At 52.6% G+C, this 19,210-nt stretch carries 17 protein-coding genes; 8 read left to right on the top strand and 9 right to left on the bottom strand.

Annotated elements, in window-relative coordinates; translation table 11 throughout:
- Positions 1–25: 25 nt before the first annotated feature.
- Both avtA and malS read right to left on the bottom strand, forming a co-directional pair.
- Complete coding sequence (gene avtA / locus FHD02_RS01120) at positions 26–1,276, bottom strand: valine--pyruvate transaminase (protein WP_042311667.1); 1,251 nt, start codon at positions 1,274–1,276, stop codon at positions 26–28.
- Between the two features lie 176 nt (positions 1,277–1,452).
- Positions 1,453–3,483 carry an alpha-amylase gene (gene malS / locus FHD02_RS01115; protein ID WP_137370349.1) on the bottom strand — a complete coding sequence of 677 codons (2,031 nt, stop codon included), beginning with the start codon at positions 3,481–3,483 and terminating at the stop codon, positions 1,453–1,455.
- 316 nt (positions 3,484–3,799) lie between these two features.
- Between malS and FHD02_RS01110 the strand changes: the two genes are divergently transcribed.
- Positions 3,800–4,624, top strand: coding sequence for a protein bax (locus FHD02_RS01110; RefSeq protein WP_042311671.1), 825 nt, complete (start codon positions 3,800–3,802; stop codon positions 4,622–4,624).
- A 68-nt stretch (positions 4,625–4,692) separates the two neighbouring features.
- On the opposite strand, the gene xylR is transcribed toward FHD02_RS01110, so the two are convergent.
- The gene (xylR, locus tag FHD02_RS01105; protein ID WP_042311672.1) at positions 4,693–5,871 is read right to left on the bottom strand and encodes a D-xylose utilization transcriptional activator XylR; all 1,179 of its coding nucleotides are present in this window, start codon (positions 5,869–5,871) and stop codon (positions 4,693–4,695) included.
- A 358-nt stretch (positions 5,872–6,229) separates the two neighbouring features.
- On the opposite strand from xylR, the gene xylA reads away from it, so the two are divergent.
- The 3 genes from xylA (at position 6,230) to yiaB (ending at position 9,611) form a co-directional block, all read left to right on the top strand.
- Entirely contained in the window at positions 6,230–7,552 is a 1,323-nt protein-coding gene (gene xylA, locus FHD02_RS01100; RefSeq protein WP_042311674.1) for a xylose isomerase, read from the top strand.
- A 72-nt stretch (positions 7,553–7,624) separates the two neighbouring features.
- The gene (gene xylB / locus FHD02_RS01095) at positions 7,625–9,079 is read left to right on the top strand and encodes a xylulokinase (RefSeq protein WP_220393466.1); all 1,455 of its coding nucleotides are present in this window, start codon (positions 7,625–7,627) and stop codon (positions 9,077–9,079) included.
- 166 nt (positions 9,080–9,245) lie between these two features.
- Entirely contained in the window at positions 9,246–9,611 is a 366-nt protein-coding gene (gene yiaB, locus FHD02_RS01090; protein WP_137361655.1) for an inner membrane protein YiaB, read from the top strand.
- Here the strand turns inward: yiaB and FHD02_RS01085 are convergent.
- Entirely contained in the window at positions 9,608–10,603 is a 996-nt protein-coding gene (locus FHD02_RS01085) for an acyltransferase (protein WP_137370351.1), read from the bottom strand. The genes yiaB and FHD02_RS01085 overlap by 4 nt on opposite strands.
- A gap of 172 nt (positions 10,604–10,775) precedes the next feature.
- Here FHD02_RS01085 and FHD02_RS01080 point away from each other — a divergent pair, with 172 nt between their 5' ends.
- From FHD02_RS01080 to glyS, 3 genes are all read left to right on the top strand, one after another.
- On the top strand, positions 10,776–11,084 hold the full coding sequence (locus FHD02_RS01080; RefSeq protein ID WP_137349107.1) for a YsaB family lipoprotein: 309 nt from the start codon (positions 10,776–10,778) through the stop codon (positions 11,082–11,084).
- Between the two features lie 95 nt (positions 11,085–11,179).
- Entirely contained in the window at positions 11,180–12,091 is a 912-nt protein-coding gene (gene glyQ, locus FHD02_RS01075; protein ID WP_001168552.1) for a glycine--tRNA ligase subunit alpha, read from the top strand.
- Positions 12,092–12,100: 9 nt separating this feature from the next.
- Complete coding sequence (glyS, locus tag FHD02_RS01070) at positions 12,101–14,170, top strand: glycine--tRNA ligase subunit beta (protein WP_061380943.1); 2,070 nt, start codon at positions 12,101–12,103, stop codon at positions 14,168–14,170.
- Positions 14,171–14,236: 66 nt separating this feature from the next.
- Here the strand turns inward: glyS and cueP are convergent, their stop codons facing one another.
- From cueP to FHD02_RS01055, 3 genes are all read right to left on the bottom strand, one after another.
- Positions 14,237–14,776, bottom strand: coding sequence for a copper-binding periplasmic metallochaperone CueP (gene cueP, locus FHD02_RS01065; RefSeq protein ID WP_137361653.1), 540 nt, complete (start codon positions 14,774–14,776; stop codon positions 14,237–14,239).
- A 187-nt stretch (positions 14,777–14,963) separates the two neighbouring features.
- Positions 14,964–15,176 (bottom strand): RNA chaperone/antiterminator CspA, encoded by a 213-nt coding sequence (cspA, locus tag FHD02_RS01060; RefSeq protein ID WP_000014594.1) that lies wholly within the window; start codon positions 15,174–15,176, stop codon positions 14,964–14,966.
- 280 nt (positions 15,177–15,456) lie between these two features.
- A complete protein-coding gene (locus FHD02_RS01055) occupies positions 15,457–15,747 on the bottom strand; it encodes an HTH-type transcriptional regulator (RefSeq protein WP_003024273.1) in 291 nt (96 codons plus the stop codon).
- Positions 15,748–16,127: 380 nt separating this feature from the next.
- Here FHD02_RS01055 and FHD02_RS01050 point away from each other — a divergent pair, with 380 nt between their 5' ends.
- Positions 16,128–16,838 carry a DUF3053 domain-containing protein gene (locus FHD02_RS01050; RefSeq protein ID WP_042311688.1) on the top strand — a complete coding sequence of 237 codons (711 nt, stop codon included), beginning with the start codon at positions 16,128–16,130 and terminating at the stop codon, positions 16,836–16,838.
- Positions 16,839–16,895: 57 nt separating this feature from the next.
- Here FHD02_RS01050 and ghrB read toward each other — a convergent pair whose 3' ends face one another.
- Positions 16,896–17,870: a glyoxylate/hydroxypyruvate reductase GhrB gene (ghrB, locus tag FHD02_RS01045; protein WP_137370352.1), complete on the bottom strand. Its 975-nt coding sequence runs from the start codon at positions 17,868–17,870 to the stop codon at positions 16,896–16,898.
- 22 nt (positions 17,871–17,892) lie between these two features.
- Positions 17,893–19,173 (bottom strand): MFS transporter, encoded by a 1,281-nt coding sequence (locus FHD02_RS01040; protein ID WP_042311692.1) that lies wholly within the window; start codon positions 19,171–19,173, stop codon positions 17,893–17,895.
- Between the last annotated feature and the right edge of the window lie 37 nt (positions 19,174–19,210).

Below are 19,210 nucleotides of genomic sequence, written 5' to 3'. Positions count from 1 at the left end.
ACCCACGCTCGGGTCGGGATTTGCGTTAGCCTTCCAGCCAGGCGCGCTCGATCTCTTCCGCCAGAATCTTCACGCCCGCTTCGATTTTCTCCGGCTCTGGAACGTAATTCATGCGCATGCACTGATGAGTATGCGGCCAGGGTTTATCCAGCCCCGGGAAGAAGTAGTCACCAGGAACCATCAGTACGCCGCGCGCTTTCAGGCGCTGATACAGCAGCTCAGTGGTGATCGGCAAATCTTTGAACCATAACCACAGGAAAATCGCCCCTTCTGGTTTATGGATGAGACAGCGATCTTCAGGTAAATAGCGGCGAATGATCGCAATAGTCTGCTGAACGCGCTGGTAATAAAACGGTTTGATCACTGTCTCAGAAAGGCGCAGAAGATCGTTACGTTTAATCATTTCGCACATCATCGCCGGTCCCATTCCGCCGGGCGCAAGGCTGATAATGCCGTTCATATTGGTGATGGCGGTGATGATTTTTTCATTGGCGATAATGATGCCGCAGCGGGAACCTGGCAGACCCAGCTTAGAAAGGCTCATGCACAGCACAATGTTTGGGTTCCACAGCGGCCGCGCTTCGCTAAAAATGATGCCAGGGAACGGTACGCCATATGCGTTATCGATCACCAACGGGATGCCGTGCTGGTTGGCCAGCCGATCCAGCTTCATCAGCTCTTCGTCGGTGATCACGTTGCCTGTCGGGTTAGTCGGGCGCGACACGCAGATCATCCCCGTTTCTTCACCGATGTGCAGATGTTCAAAATCAACGTGATACTTAAACTGTCCTTCTGGTAACAGTTCGATGTTTGGGCGTGCAGAGACAAAGAGTTCTTCTTCCAGCCCGGAATCGGCATAGCCAATATATTCCGGCGCTAATGGGAACAACACTTTTTGTGTTGTTCCGTCGGCGCGGCGTCCGGCGAAGAGATTGAATAAGTAGAAAAATGCGCTCTGACTGCCATTTGTCAGTGCAATATTTTGTGGCTCGATATCCCAACCCTGCTTCTCACGTAGCAGTTTCGCCAGCTCGGCCAGTAGCTCGGTTTTACCTTGTGGACCGTCATAATTGCAAAGCGCATCAGTGGCTTTGCCGTTTTCCAGCATATCTGCCAGCAGAGACTGAAAGTAATTTTTCATCTCTGGGATTTGCGCCGGATTACCGCCGCCGAGCATGATGGCGCCTGGTGTGCGTAAGCCATCGTTGAGGTCCTCCATCAGGCGTGTGATGCCTGAATGGCGGGTAAATTTGTCGCCAAAAAGTGAGAATGTCATAGCAGGTGGTCTGTCGAACTGAGTAGTAAAGTGGCTAACCATAGCGCTACCTATGGCGGGGTGCAAATCACGGGTATCAGGCTGGATTGATGTTTTGTGCTGCAGATTTTTGTCGGGGTGGTGTTTTATCGTGAATTGGGCTTCTCGCATCAGCGAGTACGAGAAGCCCGTCAGGATCAGTGCTGACCGGCCCACACCACCATAACTTTATCGTTGCCATGTTCACGGACGAATCCGTACCCCTGCTTCAATGTCAGCGTGGTTTGTTTACCGGCGCCAATGGCGGGATGTCTGGCCCTGAACTGGCTGATACGTTGCCAGTGTACGACGCTGGCGGCAGATTTCCCGGTCACATCCAGCCAGTTCATCTCTGAGCGCGTACCCTGCAAGGGATCGGAACCCGTGGGGCCAAAAGGCCGGGCCGACTCGTCACCGTAAAACAGTTGTACTGCCCCTGGCGCCAGCAGCAATAGCTCGGCGGCTTTGTCTCCACCCTCGCGAAACAGCCGGGTATCATGGGAGGAGAGATAGCTCAGGACATTGAAATCCTGCAGTTTTTCTGCCATCTGCTGCCAGGTGAGATCCATATTTGCCAGACAATCAACGGCTTTCGCCGCCTGCTCCTGATAGTCGAAATTGATCATCGCGTCGAAACCGTGACGATAATAGTCGCTTTGCATGACGCCGTGACCCCAGGCTTCACCGGTCATCCAGAAGGGTTTATCATCCAGCGCTTTGTCCGGGTTGGCTTTCTTCCATTCGACCAGCGCCGCGCTGGCCTGTGTTTTGAGCTGCTGCCAGGCGGGCAGCTCAACGTGTTTGGCGGTATCGACCCGAAAGCCGTCAATTCCGTAATCGCGCACCCACTGACTGAGCCAGTGGGTCAGATAGTCACGGGGCGTGTAGCCGGCGATAGCTTTGGCGTGAGTATCTGGTTTGTGCTGATAAAAATTAGGCAGGCCGGAAGGCGTGGTGGATTCGGTTTTCAGATCGGGCAGAAAAGCCAGCGACATGGTCAGGTCGTCAAAGCCAGGGTTGTCGTAATCGCCAATATCGGTGCGGATCCAGTTTTTGCCCCACCATTTTTCCCAGCCGGTTTTATCGCTGAAGTTGATGTAATCATTAAAGCTATGCCAGCTCTGCCCGGCGGCTGGCTTCCAGTCCGTCCAGCGTTCGCCGAGCGTGTTTTTCAGCTCATCGCCTGATAAGTACAGCGCCCCAAACTGATATTCCTGCATATCCGCCAGTGTGGCGTAACCAGCATGGTTCATCACGACATCGAACAGGACACGGATGCCGCGCTGGTGAGCGCCGTCAACCAGCGCGCGCAGATCGTTTTCGTTGCCCATATTGGCGTCGAGCGTGGTCCAGTCCTGAGTGTAGTAGCCATGATAGGCGTAGTGGGGAAAATCGCCTTTGGTGCCACCGCCGACCCAGCCGTGGATTTGCTCAAACGGCGCGCTGATCCATAGCGCATTGACGCCCAGTTGTTGCAGATAGTCGAGTTTGCTGGCAAGACCGCGTAAATCGCCGCCGTGGAAGGTGCCAATTTCCTGCATACCGTCGTTGCGCCGACCGTAGCTGTGGTCATTGCCCGGATCGCCATTCATAAAGCGGTCTGTCAGGACGAAATACACCGTCGCGTTATGCCAGTCGAAAGCTGCGGGGGCGTCGGTTTCCGCCCGTTCCAGCAGCAACAATCCGTTACTGGTTGCGGCGGGCTGCAGGGTAATCGACCCGTTTTTTACCGTCGCCGTTTGGTTACTGTAGTAGTCGCGCACCACGGCGCCTTCCGGGAAGGTCTGACTGACGTCCAGCGTTAATGGCGAACCATCCCATTTCGGACACTGGCGAATTTGGACACTGACGGGGTCTGCGGCGCTTTTGACTGAGAGCATCAGCGTTGGCGTGCCGGAGCGGGTATCGACTTCCAGCGTGTAATCGCCGTCCTTGAATAAACGCCACTGCGGCGGGGCGCCTTCACACGGTTTGAGCGACAGCATCTGGTTGAGTTTTATTGCATCAGCTGGCTGCCAGCACTGTTGGTCAAAATTCAGAATTAAAGGACGAGTACCCTTCGTCAACGCTGCATGGCTGACGAATTTACCCGTACCTTCCGCTTCGAAGGTGGGAAGTCCCTGAGAGGTCCATGTTGAGGCGATGGCAATTCCGGGTATTAGCGCCAGCGCAACGGCTGCAAGTTTCATAATGCTGTCCTTGATGCTGCGATTTTCGCCAGTTTGCCAGTGAAATCAGGCCGGAAACTCCTCCTTTGAGCTGATTCCGCCAGGAGGAGAAGTGAGGGTGAGCTAATGCGCACAAAAAATGAACTTATTTTGCGATAACCCCCACATTTTCATCAAATTAATGGCGCCCCGAATCGTTAACGCGTGACATAGTTTCAGAATTGGACTATTCCTTTGGGTGCTCTTGACCGTTATTTTTGATATGATTTGAGATTCATCTCTCATTTTTGTGAAAAATATAAGGTGTTGGAATGTATAAATCCGACCAGGAGACCTAATGATATTGACTCCCATTCGACGATATGGGGCAATGATTCTTATGTTACTCACCGTTGCATTTTCGGGTGAGGTGCTGGCAAAGACACACACGGCGACAACGAGTCACAAGCCCCAGGTAATCAAGGCAAGTAATAAACAGGTTAGCAGTAAACAAGAGTATTCTCGCAATAGTGCAAAGAGTAGTTCACTTCCTGATTTGCGAAAATACCCTTCCGGAACACCAAGGAAAAAAGCGTTTCTCCGGACGGTTATGCCTTATATTACCAGCCAAAATGCTGCCATTACGGCGGATCGTAACTGGCTGATTTCAAAACAGTACCAGAATCGCTGGTCACCGACAGAGCGTACGCGGATGAAAGACATCGCCAAGCGCTACAAGGTGAGCTGGTCTGGTAACACGCGTAAAATTCCGTGGAATACGCTGCTTGAGCGTGTAGACATTATCCCGACCAGTATGGTGGCAACCATGGCTGCGGCTGAAAGCGGCTGGGGTACGTCGAAGCTGGCGCGGAGCAACAACAACCTGTTTGGCATGAAATGTGGCAAAGGGCGTTGTAACAATGCTCCGGGTAAGGTGAAAGGCTACTCACAGTTTGAATCAGTGAAAGAGTCAGTCAATGCCTATGTCATTAACCTGAATACGCACCCTGCTTACTCTTCTTTCCGTAAGTCACGTGCGCAACTGCGTAAAGCCGATCAGGAAGTCACCGCTACCGCGATGATCCATAAGCTGAAGGGGTATTCTACGAAGGGACAGAGCTACAACAACTATCTGTTCGCAATGTATCAGGATAACCAGCGCTTAATCGCCGCGCATATGTAACGTGTGTAATCCGGTCTACAAGTCATTTGTAGGCCGGATCAAACGAAGCCGCCATCCGGCAATTCCCTCTATAGCAACACTTCACTATTCACATCGCGATACTCTTTTGGCGTCGTGTCGTACTCTTTCTTGAAGACGGAATAGAAGTATTGCAAAGATGGATAACCGCACATTTGTGAAATTTCGTTGATTGAAAGCGTGGTGGAAATCAACAGGCTGCGCGCTTTTTCCAGCTTTTCGGCATGAATCACCGCATGGATAGTTTCTCCGACCTCTTCTTTAAAACGTTTCTCCAGGTTCGACCGCGAAATCCCCACGGCATCCAGTACCTGTTCGACTTTAATGCCTTTGCAGGCATGGTTGCGGATAAAGTGCATCGCCTGAATCACCGCCGGATCGGTCAATGAACGGTAGTCAGTTGAACGGCGTTCAATGACGCGCACTGGAGGGACCAGTATGCGTTGCAGCGGTAGTTCTTCACTAGCCAGTAAGCGGTGCAAAAGCTTAGCGGCCTGATACCCCATCTGCCTGGCCCCCTGAGCAACGGATGACAGCGCCACCCGCGACAGGTAACGGGTCAGTTCTTCGTTGTCGATACCAATCACGCACAGTTTTTCCGGGACCGGAATATGCAAGTGTTCGCACGCTTGCAGGACGTGCCGCGCTCGCGCGTCGGTGACGGCGATAATGCCGGTTTGCGGCGGCAGAGTCTGCAGCCAGTCCGCCAGACGGTTTTGCGCGTGCTGCCAGTTTTCCGGCGCGGTTTCCAGTCCCTGATAGACAACCCCACGGTACTTTTCTTTCGCGACCAGTTGGCAAAACGCATATTCACGTTCAGCGGCCCAGCGTTTGCCGCTTGAAGCGGGCAGTCCGTAGAATGCGAAGCGGTTGATCCCTTTTTCTTTCAGATGCAGGAAAGCGCTTTCTACCAGCGCGTGGTTATCGGTGGCAATGTAATGTACCGGCGGATAATCCTTTTCCGCATGGTAGGAACCCCCGACGCCGATGATAGGAACATCCACATCGGCAAGTAATTGTGCAATGTCATCGTCGTCATAATCAGCAATAACACCATCGCCTAACCAGTCTTTGATATTATCAATGCGGGCGCGGAAATCTTCCTCAATGAATATATCCCACTCTGATTGCGATGCCTGTAAATATTCACCCACCCCTTCTACCACCTGGCGGTCATAGGCTTTATTGGCATTAAATAATAGAGTGATGCGGTGACGTTTATCAAACATAAGAACCTGTCCTGGAAGGTTAACGTGGCCTGTCGATACTAGCAAAACCGCAGGTACGACTGCTTGATGAAGCGTGACAAATTTTTATTTTTCTGATTCTACGCAAAATTCACATACTGAACGCGGGATGACAATTGCCATTTTTTATCTGCGCATTACGGTTTTTTGTTTAATGATGAACCTTCGATCGCGATCGCTTTTTTAATTCTTTTTTCAATGCGATTTTTTGGGAGCCAGCGCACGTTTGGGTATTCTCTTAATGGCGGTGTGAAATAACGTAATTGAGCAATAAATCAGGAAATTCCAGTATAGCTATATCGCAGTTTACTCGCCGTATTACCTGATTATGGAGCTTATTATGCAGGCTTATTTCGACCAACTCGATCGTGTTCGTTTTGAAGGGACTAAATCTACCAACCCGCTCGCATTTCGCCATTACAACCCTGACGAAATCGTGTTGGGCAAACGCATGGAAGATCATCTGCGTTTTGCCGCCTGCTATTGGCATACATTCTGCTGGAACGGTGCGGATATGTTCGGCATGGGCGCTTTCGATCGCCCGTGGCAGCAGCCCGGAGAAGCACTGGCGCTGGCGAAACGCAAAGCGGATGTCGCATTTGAGTTCTTTCACAAACTGAACGTCCCTTACTATTGCTTCCATGATGTGGATGTCTCGCCGGAAGGCGCGTCGCTGAAAGAGTACAAAAACAACTTTGCGCAGATGGTTGATGTACTGGCGGCAAAACAAGAACAAAGTGGGGTCAAGCTGCTGTGGGGAACGGCAAACTGCTTCACCAATCCACGCTACGGCGCGGGCGCGGCCACGAACCCGGATCCGGAAGTGTTCAGTTGGGCTGCCACGCAGGTGGTCACGGCGATGGATGCCACGCATAAGCTAGGCGGCGAAAACTATGTTTTGTGGGGCGGTCGTGAAGGCTATGAAACGCTGCTGAATACCGATCTGCGTCAGGAACGTGAACAGATTGGCCGCTTTATGCAACTGGTGGTAGAGCACAAACACAAAACGGGTTTCCAGGGCACTTTACTTATCGAGCCGAAGCCACAGGAACCAACCAAACACCAGTACGACTACGATGCAGCGACCGTTTACGGGTTCCTCAAGCAGTTTGGACTGGAAAAAGAGATCAAACTGAATATCGAAGCCAACCACGCCACGCTGGCGGGTCACTCTTTCCATCATGAAATCGCCACTGCTATCGCGCTGGGTCTGTTTGGCTCTGTCGATGCCAACCGCGGTGACGCACAACTGGGATGGGATACTGACCAGTTCCCGAATAGCGTAGAAGAGAATGCGTTGGTGATGTACGAAATCCTCAAAGCGGGCGGCTTCACCACCGGCGGTCTCAACTTCGACGCCAAAGTCCGTCGTCAGAGCACCGATAAATACGATCTGTTCTATGGTCATATTGGCGCAATGGATACCATGGCGCTGTCGCTGAAAATTGCGGCCCGTATGATTGAGGACGGTGGCCTGGATCAGCGCGTGGCCAAGCGCTATGCCGGTTGGAATGGTGAGCTGGGCCAGCAAATTCTGAAAGGGCAGATGACGCTGACGGAAATTGCGCAGTACGCTGAACAACATAACCTGGCGCCAGTGCACCAGAGCGGTCATCAGGAACTGCTGGAAAATCTGGTAAACCATTATTTGTTCGACAAATAACAGGTTTCTGAGAACGTCCGTAAGCCCGGAAAGCTATGCGCTGCCGGGCCTTTCTTTAAGGAACGATACGCTATGTATATCGGGATAGATCTAGGCACCTCAGGCGTAAAGGCCATTCTGCTGAATGAGCAGGGCGATGTGATCGCTTCGCAAACGGAGAAACTCACGGTCTCGCGCCCGCATCCGTTATGGTCAGAGCAGGACCCTGAACAATGGTGGCTGGCAACGGATCGCGCCGTAAAAGCGCTGGGCCAGCAGAATTCGCTCAGTGAGGTGAAAGCGTTAGGGATTGCCGGCCAGATGCACGGCGCGACGTTACTGGACAAGCAACAGAAAGTATTACGTCCCGCTATCCTGTGGAACGATGGCCGCTGCGGTGAAGAGTGCATAATGCTGGAGAACCAGGTTCCGCAGTCTCGTGCTATTACTGGCAACCTGATGATGCCTGGCTTTACCGCGCCAAAGTTGCTGTGGGTGCAACGCCACGAACCGGAGATTTTCAGCCAGATTGATAAAGTGCTGTTGCCGAAAGATTACCTGCGTCTGCGTATGACCGGCGATTTTGCCAGCGATATGTCTGATGCGGCAGGTACGATGTGGCTGGATGTCGCCAAACGTGACTGGAGTGATGTCATACTGGCGGCCTGTAAGCTGTCTCGTGCGCATATGCCTGCGCTATATGAAGGTTGTGCGATTACCGGAACATTGCTGCCAGAAGTCGCCCGGAACTGGGGAATGAGTGAGGTTGCGGTCGTTGCCGGGGGCGGTGATAACGCGGCGGGGGCGGTTGGCGTGGGCATGATGAATGCCGGTCAGGCGATGCTTTCGCTGGGTACATCCGGCGTCTATTTTGCGGTAAGCGACGGCTTCCTCAGCAAACCGGAAAGCGCGGTACACAGTTTTTGTCATGCTTTGCCGGAGCGATGGCACCTGATGTCCGTGATGCTGAGCGCAGCATCCTGCCTGGATTGGGCAGCGAAATTAACCGGACAGGCGAGCGTACCTGCGTTGATCGCCGCAGCGCAACAGGCGGATGAACACGCCGAGCCGGTCTGGTTTTTACCTTATCTGTCCGGTGAACGTACGCCGCATAATAACCCGCAGGCGAAGGGCGTATTTTTCGGTCTGACGCATCAGCATGGTCCGGCAGAACTGGCGCGAGCGGTACTGGAAGGTGTGGGTTTTGCGCTGGCTGACGGTATGGATGTGGTGCATGCGTGCGGCGTGCAGCCTGCCAGCATTACCTTGATTGGCGGCGGGGCGCGCAGCGCATACTGGCGTCAGATGTTGTCTGACATCAGCGGATTGCAGCTGGATTACCGTACCGGCGGTGATGTCGGCCCTGCACTTGGTGCGGCGCGACTGGCGCAAATCGCTATGAATCCGCAGCAGCCGTTAGCAGACATACTGCCTCAGCTTACGCTGGAACAGGCGCATTATCCTGATGGTGAGCGCCATGCGCTTTACCTACAGCGTCGGGAAACCTTCCGTCGTATTTATCAGCAATTACAGCCGCTGATGTCCTGACGATTTTCCCCTCTGAATAGCAGAGGGGATTTATCAAATATATATTTCAATGCAATAAATAATTGATGCGAATGGATTTATTCTGAAAATCCAGTGTGGTGGCATATTTCTGTGTTGTCTTTAGCGGGTTATTCATATTGTATCCATGATGGATAAGGAGATCCCAATGAAGACGACCAGGCTGTTGCCATGGATATTATTTTTCTCTGGCATACTGATTTACGTTATCGGCTTATGGCGAGCATGTCCGTTATTAAGCGGCAAAGGCTATTTTCTGGGTGCGCTGATGACGGGAATGTTTGTGACGTACGCTTATCAGCGTGCTGAAAATCTCAATCAGAACGACGAACGCTTCGCTTCCGTGTGTCAGATGGTGGCATTGATAACGCTGGGGCTACTGCTGGTGGGGATATGGAATATACCGTTAACGCCCCTCGAAAAGGGGCTATACCTGGCAGCATTCTTCGTGTGTTTGGCCGGACAAGTTTTACTCCTGCGTCCAGGGCCGAATGAACAAAACGGTGAGTCTTAACTCACCAACCTGCGCGTATCGATACGCTGCAAGAGTATGGACAACAGCAGGCTACCCGCCAGCGTGGCGCTAAAAATCCACAGCATGTCCAGCGGTGGCCAGTTTTTGAGTTCAAGGCCGTTGGTGCGCAGCGCGTGAATGATCAGCGCATGAAAGCCATATATGCCCAGCGAGTGGCGGGAAATAAGGCCCAGTATCGGCAGAGTGCGCTTGCTGAGCGTATTTTTGACCAGCGTCAGGAGCGAGGCGGCACAAATAAACACCGCCGGGCCGCAGTAGAGGTACCAGGTATCGGCAAAATTGCCGCGCCAGCGCAGTTCATGCAACGTGCCCCGAGAAATAACAAACACCGCGGTGATGAACAACGCCGCACAGAGCCAGGTGAGCGTACGCTTTTGCGTATCCATCATGCCAATCGCCCGACCCAGCATGCCGTACAAGATGTAATAGAAGGTATCGCCACTGATGTACAGGTTGATGGGAAGCCACTCAAAACCGCCAATTTTTTGCGAGACGGTGTTGGGATTGGCAATTACCCCAATCACTACCATGAGCGCCAGCAGCATCTTGCCGCTGATATTTTTCACCTGTATCAGCGGGGAAACCAGGTAGATGACAGCGATGGCGAAGAAAAACCACAGGTGATAGAACACCGGTTTTTGCAGCAGGTTTTTCAGCGACAGCTCAGCATTGATCGAGGTAAACAACAGAATATAGGCCATCGACACGCTGCTGTAAAAAAGAATACACAGTGCTATGCGCGTGAAATGGCGCGGTTTGGCGCTGCGCTCACCAAAAAACAGATAGCCCGAAATCATGAAGAACAGCGGGACGCTGACGCGAGAGGCGGAATTGAGCACATTGGCCAGATCCCAATTCAACGGGCTGACGCTGTGCGCATTGGTGATGTACCAGGTCGTGGTGTGGATCATCACAACCATGAGACAAGCTATTCCGCGCAGATTATCAATCCAGAAAATTTTGGGCTGCATCAGTTCCTCTGTCTCCATTAAAAAAAGTCTGACCGATATTTTGCGTACGTAACTCACTGGAATAATCTGAGTTTTTACGCTAAAGCTTGAGATGGTCTGATGAGATTCTCAAAATAGGATCTGTTTCCAGACACTAATAATAAGACTGACCAGCAAACCAGGCGGTAATAAAATGATGATGAAGTATTTCTTTCCCGCGATCGCTACCCTCATGCTGGTAGCCTGCGCCAACACACAGCCGTCTGCACCCGCGCAGAAGGCGCAAAAGGTTAAGGTCAGTGCAACACGCTCGCTGGATATGGAGTCGCTGTGCAAAAATGAGGCGGCACAACTTTATAACATCGGCGCGCAGAAAATTGATATCTCCGGCCTGGAACAATTCCAGGGCAGCTATGAGATGCGTGGTTCGACCTTCCGTAAAGAGAGTTTTGTCTGCTCTTTTGATGCAGACGGGCAGTTTTTGCACCTTTCCATGCGCTAAGTTCCCCCTTTTTCCCGTTTCGTACTGTATATCTTGCAGCCAGCGGGTATACTGACCGCTTCCTTTAAATCCACACGTATCCAGCACGAAATAATATGCAAAAGTTTGATACCAGGACCTTCCAGGGCTTGATCCTGACCTTACAGGATTACTGGGCTCGCCAGGGCTGCACCATCGTTCAACCATTGGACATGGAAGTCGGCGCGGGGACATCTCACCCAATGACCTGCCTGCGTGCGCTGGGGCCGGAACCGATGGCGACTGCTTATGTGCAGCCTTCTCGTCGTCCGACCGACGGCCGCTATGGCGAAAACCCGAACCGCTTACAGCACTACTATCAGTTCCAGGTAGTGATTAAGCCGTCTCCGGACAACATTCAGGAGCTGTACCTGGGTTCTCTGAAAGAGCTGGGTATGGACCCGACCATTCACGATATCCGTTTCGTGGAAGATAACTGGGAGAACCCGACGCTGGGTGCCTGGGGGCTGGGTTGGGAAGTGTGGCTGAACGGTATGGAAGTCACGCAGTTCACCTACTTCCAGCAGGTTGGTGGTCTGGAATGTAAACCTGTGACCGGGGAAATTACCTACGGTCTGGAACGTTTGGCCATGTACATTCAGGGCGTAGACAGCGTTTACGACCTGGTCTGGAGCGACGGCCCGCTGGGTAAAACCACTTACGGCGACGTGTTCCATCAGAACGAAGTGGAGCAATCCACCTATAACTTCGAATATGCCGACGTGGACTTCCTGTTCACCTGCTTCGAGCAGTACGAGAAAGAAGCGCAGCAGTTGCTGGCGCTGGAAAATCCACTGCCGCTGCCTGCGTATGAACGTATTCTGAAAGCCGCCCATAGCTTCAACCTGCTGGATGCGCGTAAAGCCATCTCCGTCACCGAGCGTCAGCGCTATATCCTGCGCATTCGCACCCTGACCAAAGCAGTGGCAGAAGCTTACTACGCTTCCCGTGAAGCCCTTGGCTTCCCGATGTGCAACAAAGAGAAATAAGAGGCGGCCATGTCTGAGAAAACTTTTCTGGTGGAAATCGGCACTGAAGAGCTGCCACCAAAAGCACTGCGCAGCCTGGCTGAGTCCTTTGCTGCGAACTTTACCGCGGAGCTGGATAACGCTGGCATCGCGCACGGCAACGTTGAGTGGTTCGCCGCACCGCGTCGTCTGGCGCTGAAAGTCGCGAACCTGGCTGAAGCGCAACCTGACCGTGAAGTTGAAAAACGCGGCCCGGCAATTGCTCAGGCGTTTGACGCCGAAGGCAAACCGAGCAAAGCGGCAGAAGGTTGGGCACGTGGCTGCGGTATCACCGTTGACCAGGCCGAGCGTCTGACCACCGATAAAGGCGAGTGGTTGTTGTATCGCGCGCATGTGAAAGGCGAAAGCGCTGAAACGCTGCTGCCGAACATGATCGCCACCTCGCTGGCTAAGCTGCCGATCCCGAAACTGATGCGCTGGGGCGCGTCTGACGTCCATTTCGTGCGTCCGGTTCACACCGTGACTCTGCTGCTGGGCGACAAAGTGATTCCGGCAACGATTCTGGGCATTCAGTCCGATCGTGTGATTCGCGGCCATCGCTTTATGGGCGAAGCGGAATTCACCATCGATTCTGCCGATCAATACCCAGAAATCCTGCGTGAGCGCGGTAAAGTGATTGCGGATTACGCTGAGCGTAAAGCGAAAATCAAAGCCGATGCAGAAGAAGCGGCGCGTAAAATTGGCGGTAACGCCGATCTGAGCGAAAGCCTGCTGGAAGAAGTCACCTCGCTGGTAGAATGGCCGGTAGTGCTAACCGCGAAGTTCGAAGATAAATTCCTCGCGGTTCCGTCAGAAGCGCTGGTTCACACCATGAAAGGCGACCAGAAGTACTTCCCGGTTTACGCCAATGACGGCAAACTGCTGCCGAACTTTATCTTCGTTGCCAACATCGAATCGAAAGATCCGAGCCAGATTATTTCCGGTAATGAGAAAGTTGTGCGCCCGCGCCTGGCGGATGCCGAGTTCTTCTTCAATACCGACCGTAAAAAACGTCTGGAAGATCATCTGCCGCGTCTGCAAACCGTGCTGTTCCAACAGCAGCTGGGTACGCTGCGCGACAAGACCGATCGTATCCAGGCGCTGGCGGGCTGGATTGCTGGTCAGATTGGCGCTGACGTGAACCACGCAACGCGTGCGGGCCTGCTATCCAAGTGTGACCTGATGACCAACATGGTCTTCGAGTTCACCGACACCCAGGGCGTGATGGGCATGCACTATGCGCGTCACGATGGCGAAGCGGAAGATGTGGCCGTGGCGCTGAACGAGCAGTATCAGCCGCGTTTTGCTGGCGATGACCTGCCGTCTAACCCGGTAGCCTGTGCCGTGGCGATTGCCGACAAAATGGACACCCTGGCGGGTATCTTTGGTATCGGCCAGCATCCGAAAGGCGACAAAGACCCGTTTGCGCTGCGTCGAGCCGCGCTGGGCGTGCTGCGTATTATCGTTGAGAAGAACCTGAATCTCGATCTGCAAACGCTGACCGAGGAAGCGGTTCGTCTGTATGGTGACAAGCTGACCAACGCGAAAGTCGTGGATGACGTTATCGACTTTATGCTCGGTCGCTTCCGCGCCTGGTATCAGGATGAAGGTTACACCGTTGATACCATTCAGGCCGTGCTGGCGCGTCGTCCGACTCGTCCAGCTGATTTCGACGCGCGTATGAAGGCGGTATCGCACTTCCGTACGCTGGAAGCCGCGTCCGCGCTGGCTGCGGCGAACAAGCGTGTATCAAACATCCTGGCGAAGTCTGAAGAAACGCTGAACGACCGCGTGAATGCGGCAACGCTGAAAGAGCCGGAAGAAATTGCGCTGGCGATGCAGGTTGTGGTGCTGCGCGACAAGCTGGAGCCTGTCTTTGCAGCCGGTCATTACCAGGAAGCGCTGGTTGAGCTATCGGCACTGCGTGAACCGGTCGATGCGTTCTTTGAGAAAGTGATGGTTAACGTGGAAGATAAAGATCTGCGTATTAACCGTCTGTCTATGCTCGAAAAACTGCGCGAGCTGTTCCTGCGCGTGGCGGATATTTCGCTGCTGCAGTAACGGCCCTGAGCTGACGTAGAAAATGCCGGATGGCGGCTCCGCCTTATCCGGCATTTTTTTATGTTGTTATCGCAACTGCAACTTAGTCAGGCAGGTCTGGCTGTCTTCCATTGTCTTAATGGGATACTTGGCTGATTTACCGTTGTAGCTCACTGCGATGGTGCCTTCCATATTGCGCGGTAGCCATACCCCGACGAAGCCGTTTCGACCGCTCTTCATCGCTTTTTGTACCACTACCTCTCCCTTACTGTCCGTCACTTTGACATTGAATGTCTTCTCCGGCATTTCGCCCTGGCAGCCAGACAGACTATGGTTGAAGCAAGGATGTGTTTGCCATTCATAAGGGGCAAATGACAGGTAGAATTTGTCACCGAGCGGCAGGGTATAAACCTGATCGCCAGAAGATAGTTTCAGCGCGGTGCTGGTGACAGACGCTGAGTAAGGCAACGGGCGACTCTGTGGTGACTGGTCAATAGTCTCTACGATTTGCTCAACGGATTTACCGCTGAGTCCATGTTCCGCCAGAAAAGTGGCTTCCGGGGTCGCCGCGAATGCAGTACCCGTTGTGAGCAAACCTAAAACCAGCAGCAGTGAGGATTTCGACATAGCTTCAATTCCTTGTGAACATTATGGAATACAGACTGGCTCACTATAAAGCTTGCCCTTAGGGAAAGGTCAAAGGTACGGCGGGTAAAGTAATGCAAAGACGGGTTTCGGTGGGATGTATTGCGAAATATAGATAAAAAAAATCCCCGCCGTTTGGCAGGGATTCAGAATTTTGAGCTTTTTAAGCTTACAGGCTGGTTACGTTGCCAGCTGCCGGGCCTTTAGCGCCGCTTTCGATGGTGAAGGAAACTTTCTGACCTTCGTCCAGAGATTTGTAGCCATCGTTCTGGATAGCAGAGAAGTGTACGAACACGTCTTTAGAGCCATCGTCAGGAGTGATGAAGCCGAAACCTTTATCAGCGTTGAACCATTTTACGATACCAGTCATTTTACCGGACATAGTGTATTACCTTTTAAAAAATAAGTGTGCCTTTCGGCGATATGGCGTGCTCTACAGATTTTTTAACAGTAAAGGAAATGCTCACTACGAGGGGTATCAATGATAACTCTTGAAGGGACTTGCCTTACTAAACTGCTGTAATGGTCTGTACGTCAAACCGTTGAGAGCATTAACTCATTTTACGCCTGTGGATGCAACTACTATTTTCTTATTTGTGGATACCCTCCGTAAGGGAACGGTCCTTTTACCGGACCGTTCTTCAGCAAAATTAAAAAATAGTTCAGTCCATCAATTGCTTACTTAATCTCGGATCGGCCTGGATCAGGCGCATCAACTTCAATTCGGTAGTGGAAGGCTTTACGCGTTTAGACTCCCATTCATGCACCATCGCGACCGTCACGCCCATCACTCGGGCAAAATCATCTGTTTTTAAACCAGTCCCTCGACGTAGCTGTTCAAATTCGGTGAAAGGGTTGGTTTTTTGCGTCAGAGTAACTGTCTGCGATACATCTTTAAAAACAATCTGCTCCAGACTGCTCAGCAGTTCAAACATTGGATCTTTGTATTCCATTGAGAACTCCTATAAATCACACAGCGGGATCGTGAATTTCATCGAAGCTCCTTAAGAGTAGTCGGAAAAAATGAAGTCGGATCTAAGGTTTGCGTGATGGATTCGTTTCAGCAGAGTATGAGCGACAAGCCTTTACAGGCTAACAAACTGATTAAGGTCGCGATCTCCGAACGATCGCTCCCGATTGTAAAGATGACGAAAATACGACCCTGGGTAATGAATGGCGCATTGTTTAGCCAAAAAAAGGGGGGCGGGAACGGTTATTTTCCCTCACAAGATTACGCGGAAAGGGTATCTTGCGAGCCTGACCTGGACTATCCTTGTCAACGTCTGGCACGCGGGTGTCGTTGTGCGCATTTTTGGGTGAAAGGAGTATTAAAATGGCGACAGGTAAGTCCTGCTCTCGCTGGTTTGCGCCTGTTTTGGCGCTCTTAATGGTAGTTGGCCTGAGTGGGTGTTTTGATAAAGAAGGCGATCAGCGCAAGGCGTTTATCGATTTTCTGCAGAATACTGCAATGCGTAGCGGGGAGCGTTTACCAACGCTGACTGCCGATCAGAAAAAACAGTTTGGCCCGTTTGTGTCCGATTACGCGATTCTGTATGGCTATTCTCAACAGGTTAATCAGGCGATGGACTCCGGTCTGCGCCCGGTCGTTGATAGCGTAAATGCGATTCGTGTTCCTCAGGATTATGTGACTCAGCGTGAACCGCTGCGTCAGGCAAATGGCGCACTGGGTGTGTTAGGGCAACAGTTGCAGAATGCGAAACTGCAGGCAGATGCTGCGCATGGTGCGCTGAAGCAGGGCGAGGATCTCAAGCCGGTCTTTGACCAGGTCTACAATAAAGTCGTCACTGCACCTTCAGAGGCGTTACAGCCGCTGATCCCTGCCGCGCAAATCTTCACGCAGCAACTGGTGCAGGTCGGTGATTTTGTGGCGCAGCAGGATACGCAGGTGAGCTTTGTCGCTAACGGTATCCAGTTCCCAACTTCACAACAGGCAAGTCAGTACAACACGCTGATTGGCCCGTTGGCTGCTCAGCATCAGGCGTTTACTCAAGCCTGGACTGCTGCGGTGAATGCCACTCAGTAAAAGAGTGCTGTAATACATAGAAGGCCGGGTAAGCGTAAGCGCTACCCGGCCTTTTGTTTATTGCGCGACCTGCGGGTTGACGCAGTTCTTCTCCACTCTTCCTTGCAGCGCATCGATTAAGTTATCCACCGCACAGGCCGCCATGTTATAGCGCGTTTCGTGCGTGGCTGAACCAATGTGCGGCACGGCCACCACGTTGGGCAGTGACAGCAGCGGAGAGTCTGTCGCTAATGGCTCCTGCTCAAATACATCCAGACCGGCGGCATGAATGTCGCCGTTTTGCAGAGCGCTAATCAACGCTTTTTCATCGACCACCGGGCCACGTCCAGCGTTAATGAAAATGGCGGAAGACTTCATTTTAGCAAACTGCTCGGTACTGAACAGATGATGCGTTTCGTCGGTTAACGGCAGGATCAGGCAGACAAAATCAGACTCCTGCAACAGCGTATCGAGGTCGCAGTAACGTGCATTGAAGCGTTCTTCTGCTTCCTGATGATGACGGCGCGCATTATAGAGAATCGGCATGCTAAAGCCGAAATGTGCACGTTGCGCCAGCGCCAGCCCAATGCGGCCCATACCGACAATCCCCAGCGTTTTGTGGTGTACATCGGTACCAAACCAGTCCGGTCCGATACTTTTGGTCCATTCGCCGACCTTTACCCGTTCGGCAACTTCCACCACGCGGCGAGCGGTGCTTAGCACCAGCGCCATTACCGTATCGGCGACGGTTTCCGTGAGCACGGTTGGCGTATGCATCAACAGTACCTTACGCGCATTGAGGGCATCGACATCGAAGTTGTCATAGCCTACGGATATTGTGGATGTCGCACGCAGCCTGGGCATTTTCTCCAACAGCGCGGTATTGACGGCTTCACTGGAGCCCAGCAGACCTTCGGCGTTGGCAAAGGCCTCGGCGTGCTGTGCGACCGTTTCCGGACGCAGGTTAGGCACCTGAGTCACAGTAAAATGCTCTTCCAGGCGATGCAGTAAATCGTCAGGTAACGCTTTATAGAGAATAATGGACGGCTTCATGCGAATCTCCGTAAGTTAAAATTTAAGCGTGGCGTGCGCCAACCGGAATTTGGGAATTATTAGCAGGCTTAACAATTAAAGTTAGCCATACTGAGGCAAAAAGCGCTACCCCCATAAAAATGTACGAGGCGGATGGGCTGCCGGTTGCGCCATTGAGGTAGCCGACAAACCAGGAACCAAAGAATGAGCCCAGCGCGCCCATGCTGTTAATCAACGCCATTGCACCTCCGGCGACGTTGCGTGGCAGCATTTCCGGGATGATGGCGAAGAAGGGACCATATGGGGCATACATCGCCGCGCCCGCGATGACTAACAGCGTGTAGGACAGCCAGAAGTGATCCGCGCCAACGGCCCAGGAGCCGATAAAGGCGAAAGCGGCAATCAGTAACAGCGGCCAGACAAACAGCTTACGATTTTGCAGTTTATCAGAGGCCCAGGAGACGAGAATCATCGCTGCCGTCGCCGCCAGATACGGTACGGATGACAGCCAGCCAACTTCCACCATCCCCAGATTTGCGCCGCCGTTGCGAATAATGGACGGCAGCCACAGCACAAACCCGTAGACGCCAATACTCCAGGCGAAATACTGCATACACAGCAGGATGACGTTACGTGAGCGGAAAGCCTCACCGTAGTTACGCACGGCTTTGATCCCTTGTTGCTCTTGTTCCAGTTGGGCCTGAAGCGCAGCTTTTTCGGATTCCGACAGCCAGCCGACCTGAGACGGTTTGTCTTTTACCAGTACCCACCAGCAGAACGCCCAGATGATGGCCGGGAAGCCCTCGATGATGAACATTTCCCGCCAGCCCAGCGCCTGAATGAGATAACCGGAAACGACGGACATCCATAAAACAGTAACCGGGTTACCGAGGATTAAGAAGGTGTTAGCGCGTGAACGCTCGGATTTCGTAAACCAGTTGCTGATATAAATCAGCATTGCGGGCATCACGGCAGCTTCAACGACGCCAAGAATAAAGCGGATAGCGGCCAGCATCGGAATATTGCTGACCATCCCGGTTAACGAGGCACAAGCCCCCCACAGGATCAGGCAGACGAAAATCAGTTTTCGTACGCTGCGGCGCTCGGCGTAAATTGCGCCCGGGATCTGGAAGAAGAAATAGCCAAGGAAAAACAGAGCGCCCAGCAGAGAGGAGATCCCTTTGGTAATGCCGAGATCCTCGTTAATGCCTGCGGCGGAGGCGAAGCTGAAGTTCGCGCGGTCAAGGTACGCCAGGCTATACGTGATAAACACGATTGGCATGATGTACCACCAGCGTTTTGCTGCATTGGTTGAGCTATTCATAGACTGCCCTCTGGTTATGCTGATACGCCGCCTCTGT

The organism is Citrobacter sp. EC_71 (genome assembly GCF_019584005.1).
Lineage (GTDB): Bacteria > Pseudomonadota > Gammaproteobacteria > Enterobacterales > Enterobacteriaceae > Citrobacter > Citrobacter werkmanii.
This window is presented reverse-complemented; position numbering and strand designations above follow the sequence as displayed.

What these genes read in the sequence shown, in the direction of transcription:
- FHD02_RS01085 (WP_137370351.1), bottom strand. Translation starts at nt 10,603, where the DNA reads ATGCAGCCCAAAATTTTCTGGATTGATAATCTGCGCGGAATAGCTTGT.
- avtA (WP_042311667.1), bottom strand. Translation starts at nt 1,276, where the DNA reads ATGACATTCTCACTTTTTGGCGACAAATTTACCCGCCATTCAGGCATC.
- cspA (WP_000014594.1), bottom strand. Translation starts at nt 15,176, where the DNA reads ATGTCCGGTAAAATGACTGGTATCGTAAAATGGTTCAACGCTGATAAA.
- xylB (WP_220393466.1), top strand. Translation starts at nt 7,625, where the DNA reads ATGTATATCGGGATAGATCTAGGCACCTCAGGCGTAAAGGCCATTCTG.
- glyS (WP_061380943.1), top strand. Translation starts at nt 12,101, where the DNA reads ATGTCTGAGAAAACTTTTCTGGTGGAAATCGGCACTGAAGAGCTGCCA.
- xylA (WP_042311674.1), top strand. Translation starts at nt 6,230, where the DNA reads ATGCAGGCTTATTTCGACCAACTCGATCGTGTTCGTTTTGAAGGGACT.
- FHD02_RS01055 (WP_003024273.1), bottom strand. Translation starts at nt 15,747, where the DNA reads ATGGAATACAAAGATCCAATGTTTGAACTGCTGAGCAGTCTGGAGCAG.
- xylR (WP_042311672.1), bottom strand. Translation starts at nt 5,871, where the DNA reads ATGTTTGATAAACGTCACCGCATCACTCTATTATTTAATGCCAATAAA.
- malS (WP_137370349.1), bottom strand. Translation starts at nt 3,483, where the DNA reads ATGAAACTTGCAGCCGTTGCGCTGGCGCTAATACCCGGAATTGCCATC.
- FHD02_RS01110 (WP_042311671.1), top strand. Translation starts at nt 3,800, where the DNA reads ATGATATTGACTCCCATTCGACGATATGGGGCAATGATTCTTATGTTA.
- cueP (WP_137361653.1), bottom strand. Translation starts at nt 14,776, where the DNA reads ATGTCGAAATCCTCACTGCTGCTGGTTTTAGGTTTGCTCACAACGGGT.
- FHD02_RS01040 (WP_042311692.1), bottom strand. Translation starts at nt 19,173, where the DNA reads ATGAATAGCTCAACCAATGCAGCAAAACGCTGGTGGTACATCATGCCA.
- FHD02_RS01080 (WP_137349107.1), top strand. Translation starts at nt 10,776, where the DNA reads ATGATGATGAAGTATTTCTTTCCCGCGATCGCTACCCTCATGCTGGTA.
- FHD02_RS01050 (WP_042311688.1), top strand. Translation starts at nt 16,128, where the DNA reads ATGGCGACAGGTAAGTCCTGCTCTCGCTGGTTTGCGCCTGTTTTGGCG.
- yiaB (WP_137361655.1), top strand. Translation starts at nt 9,246, where the DNA reads ATGAAGACGACCAGGCTGTTGCCATGGATATTATTTTTCTCTGGCATA.
- glyQ (WP_001168552.1), top strand. Translation starts at nt 11,180, where the DNA reads ATGCAAAAGTTTGATACCAGGACCTTCCAGGGCTTGATCCTGACCTTA.
- ghrB (WP_137370352.1), bottom strand. Translation starts at nt 17,870, where the DNA reads ATGAAGCCGTCCATTATTCTCTATAAAGCGTTACCTGACGATTTACTG.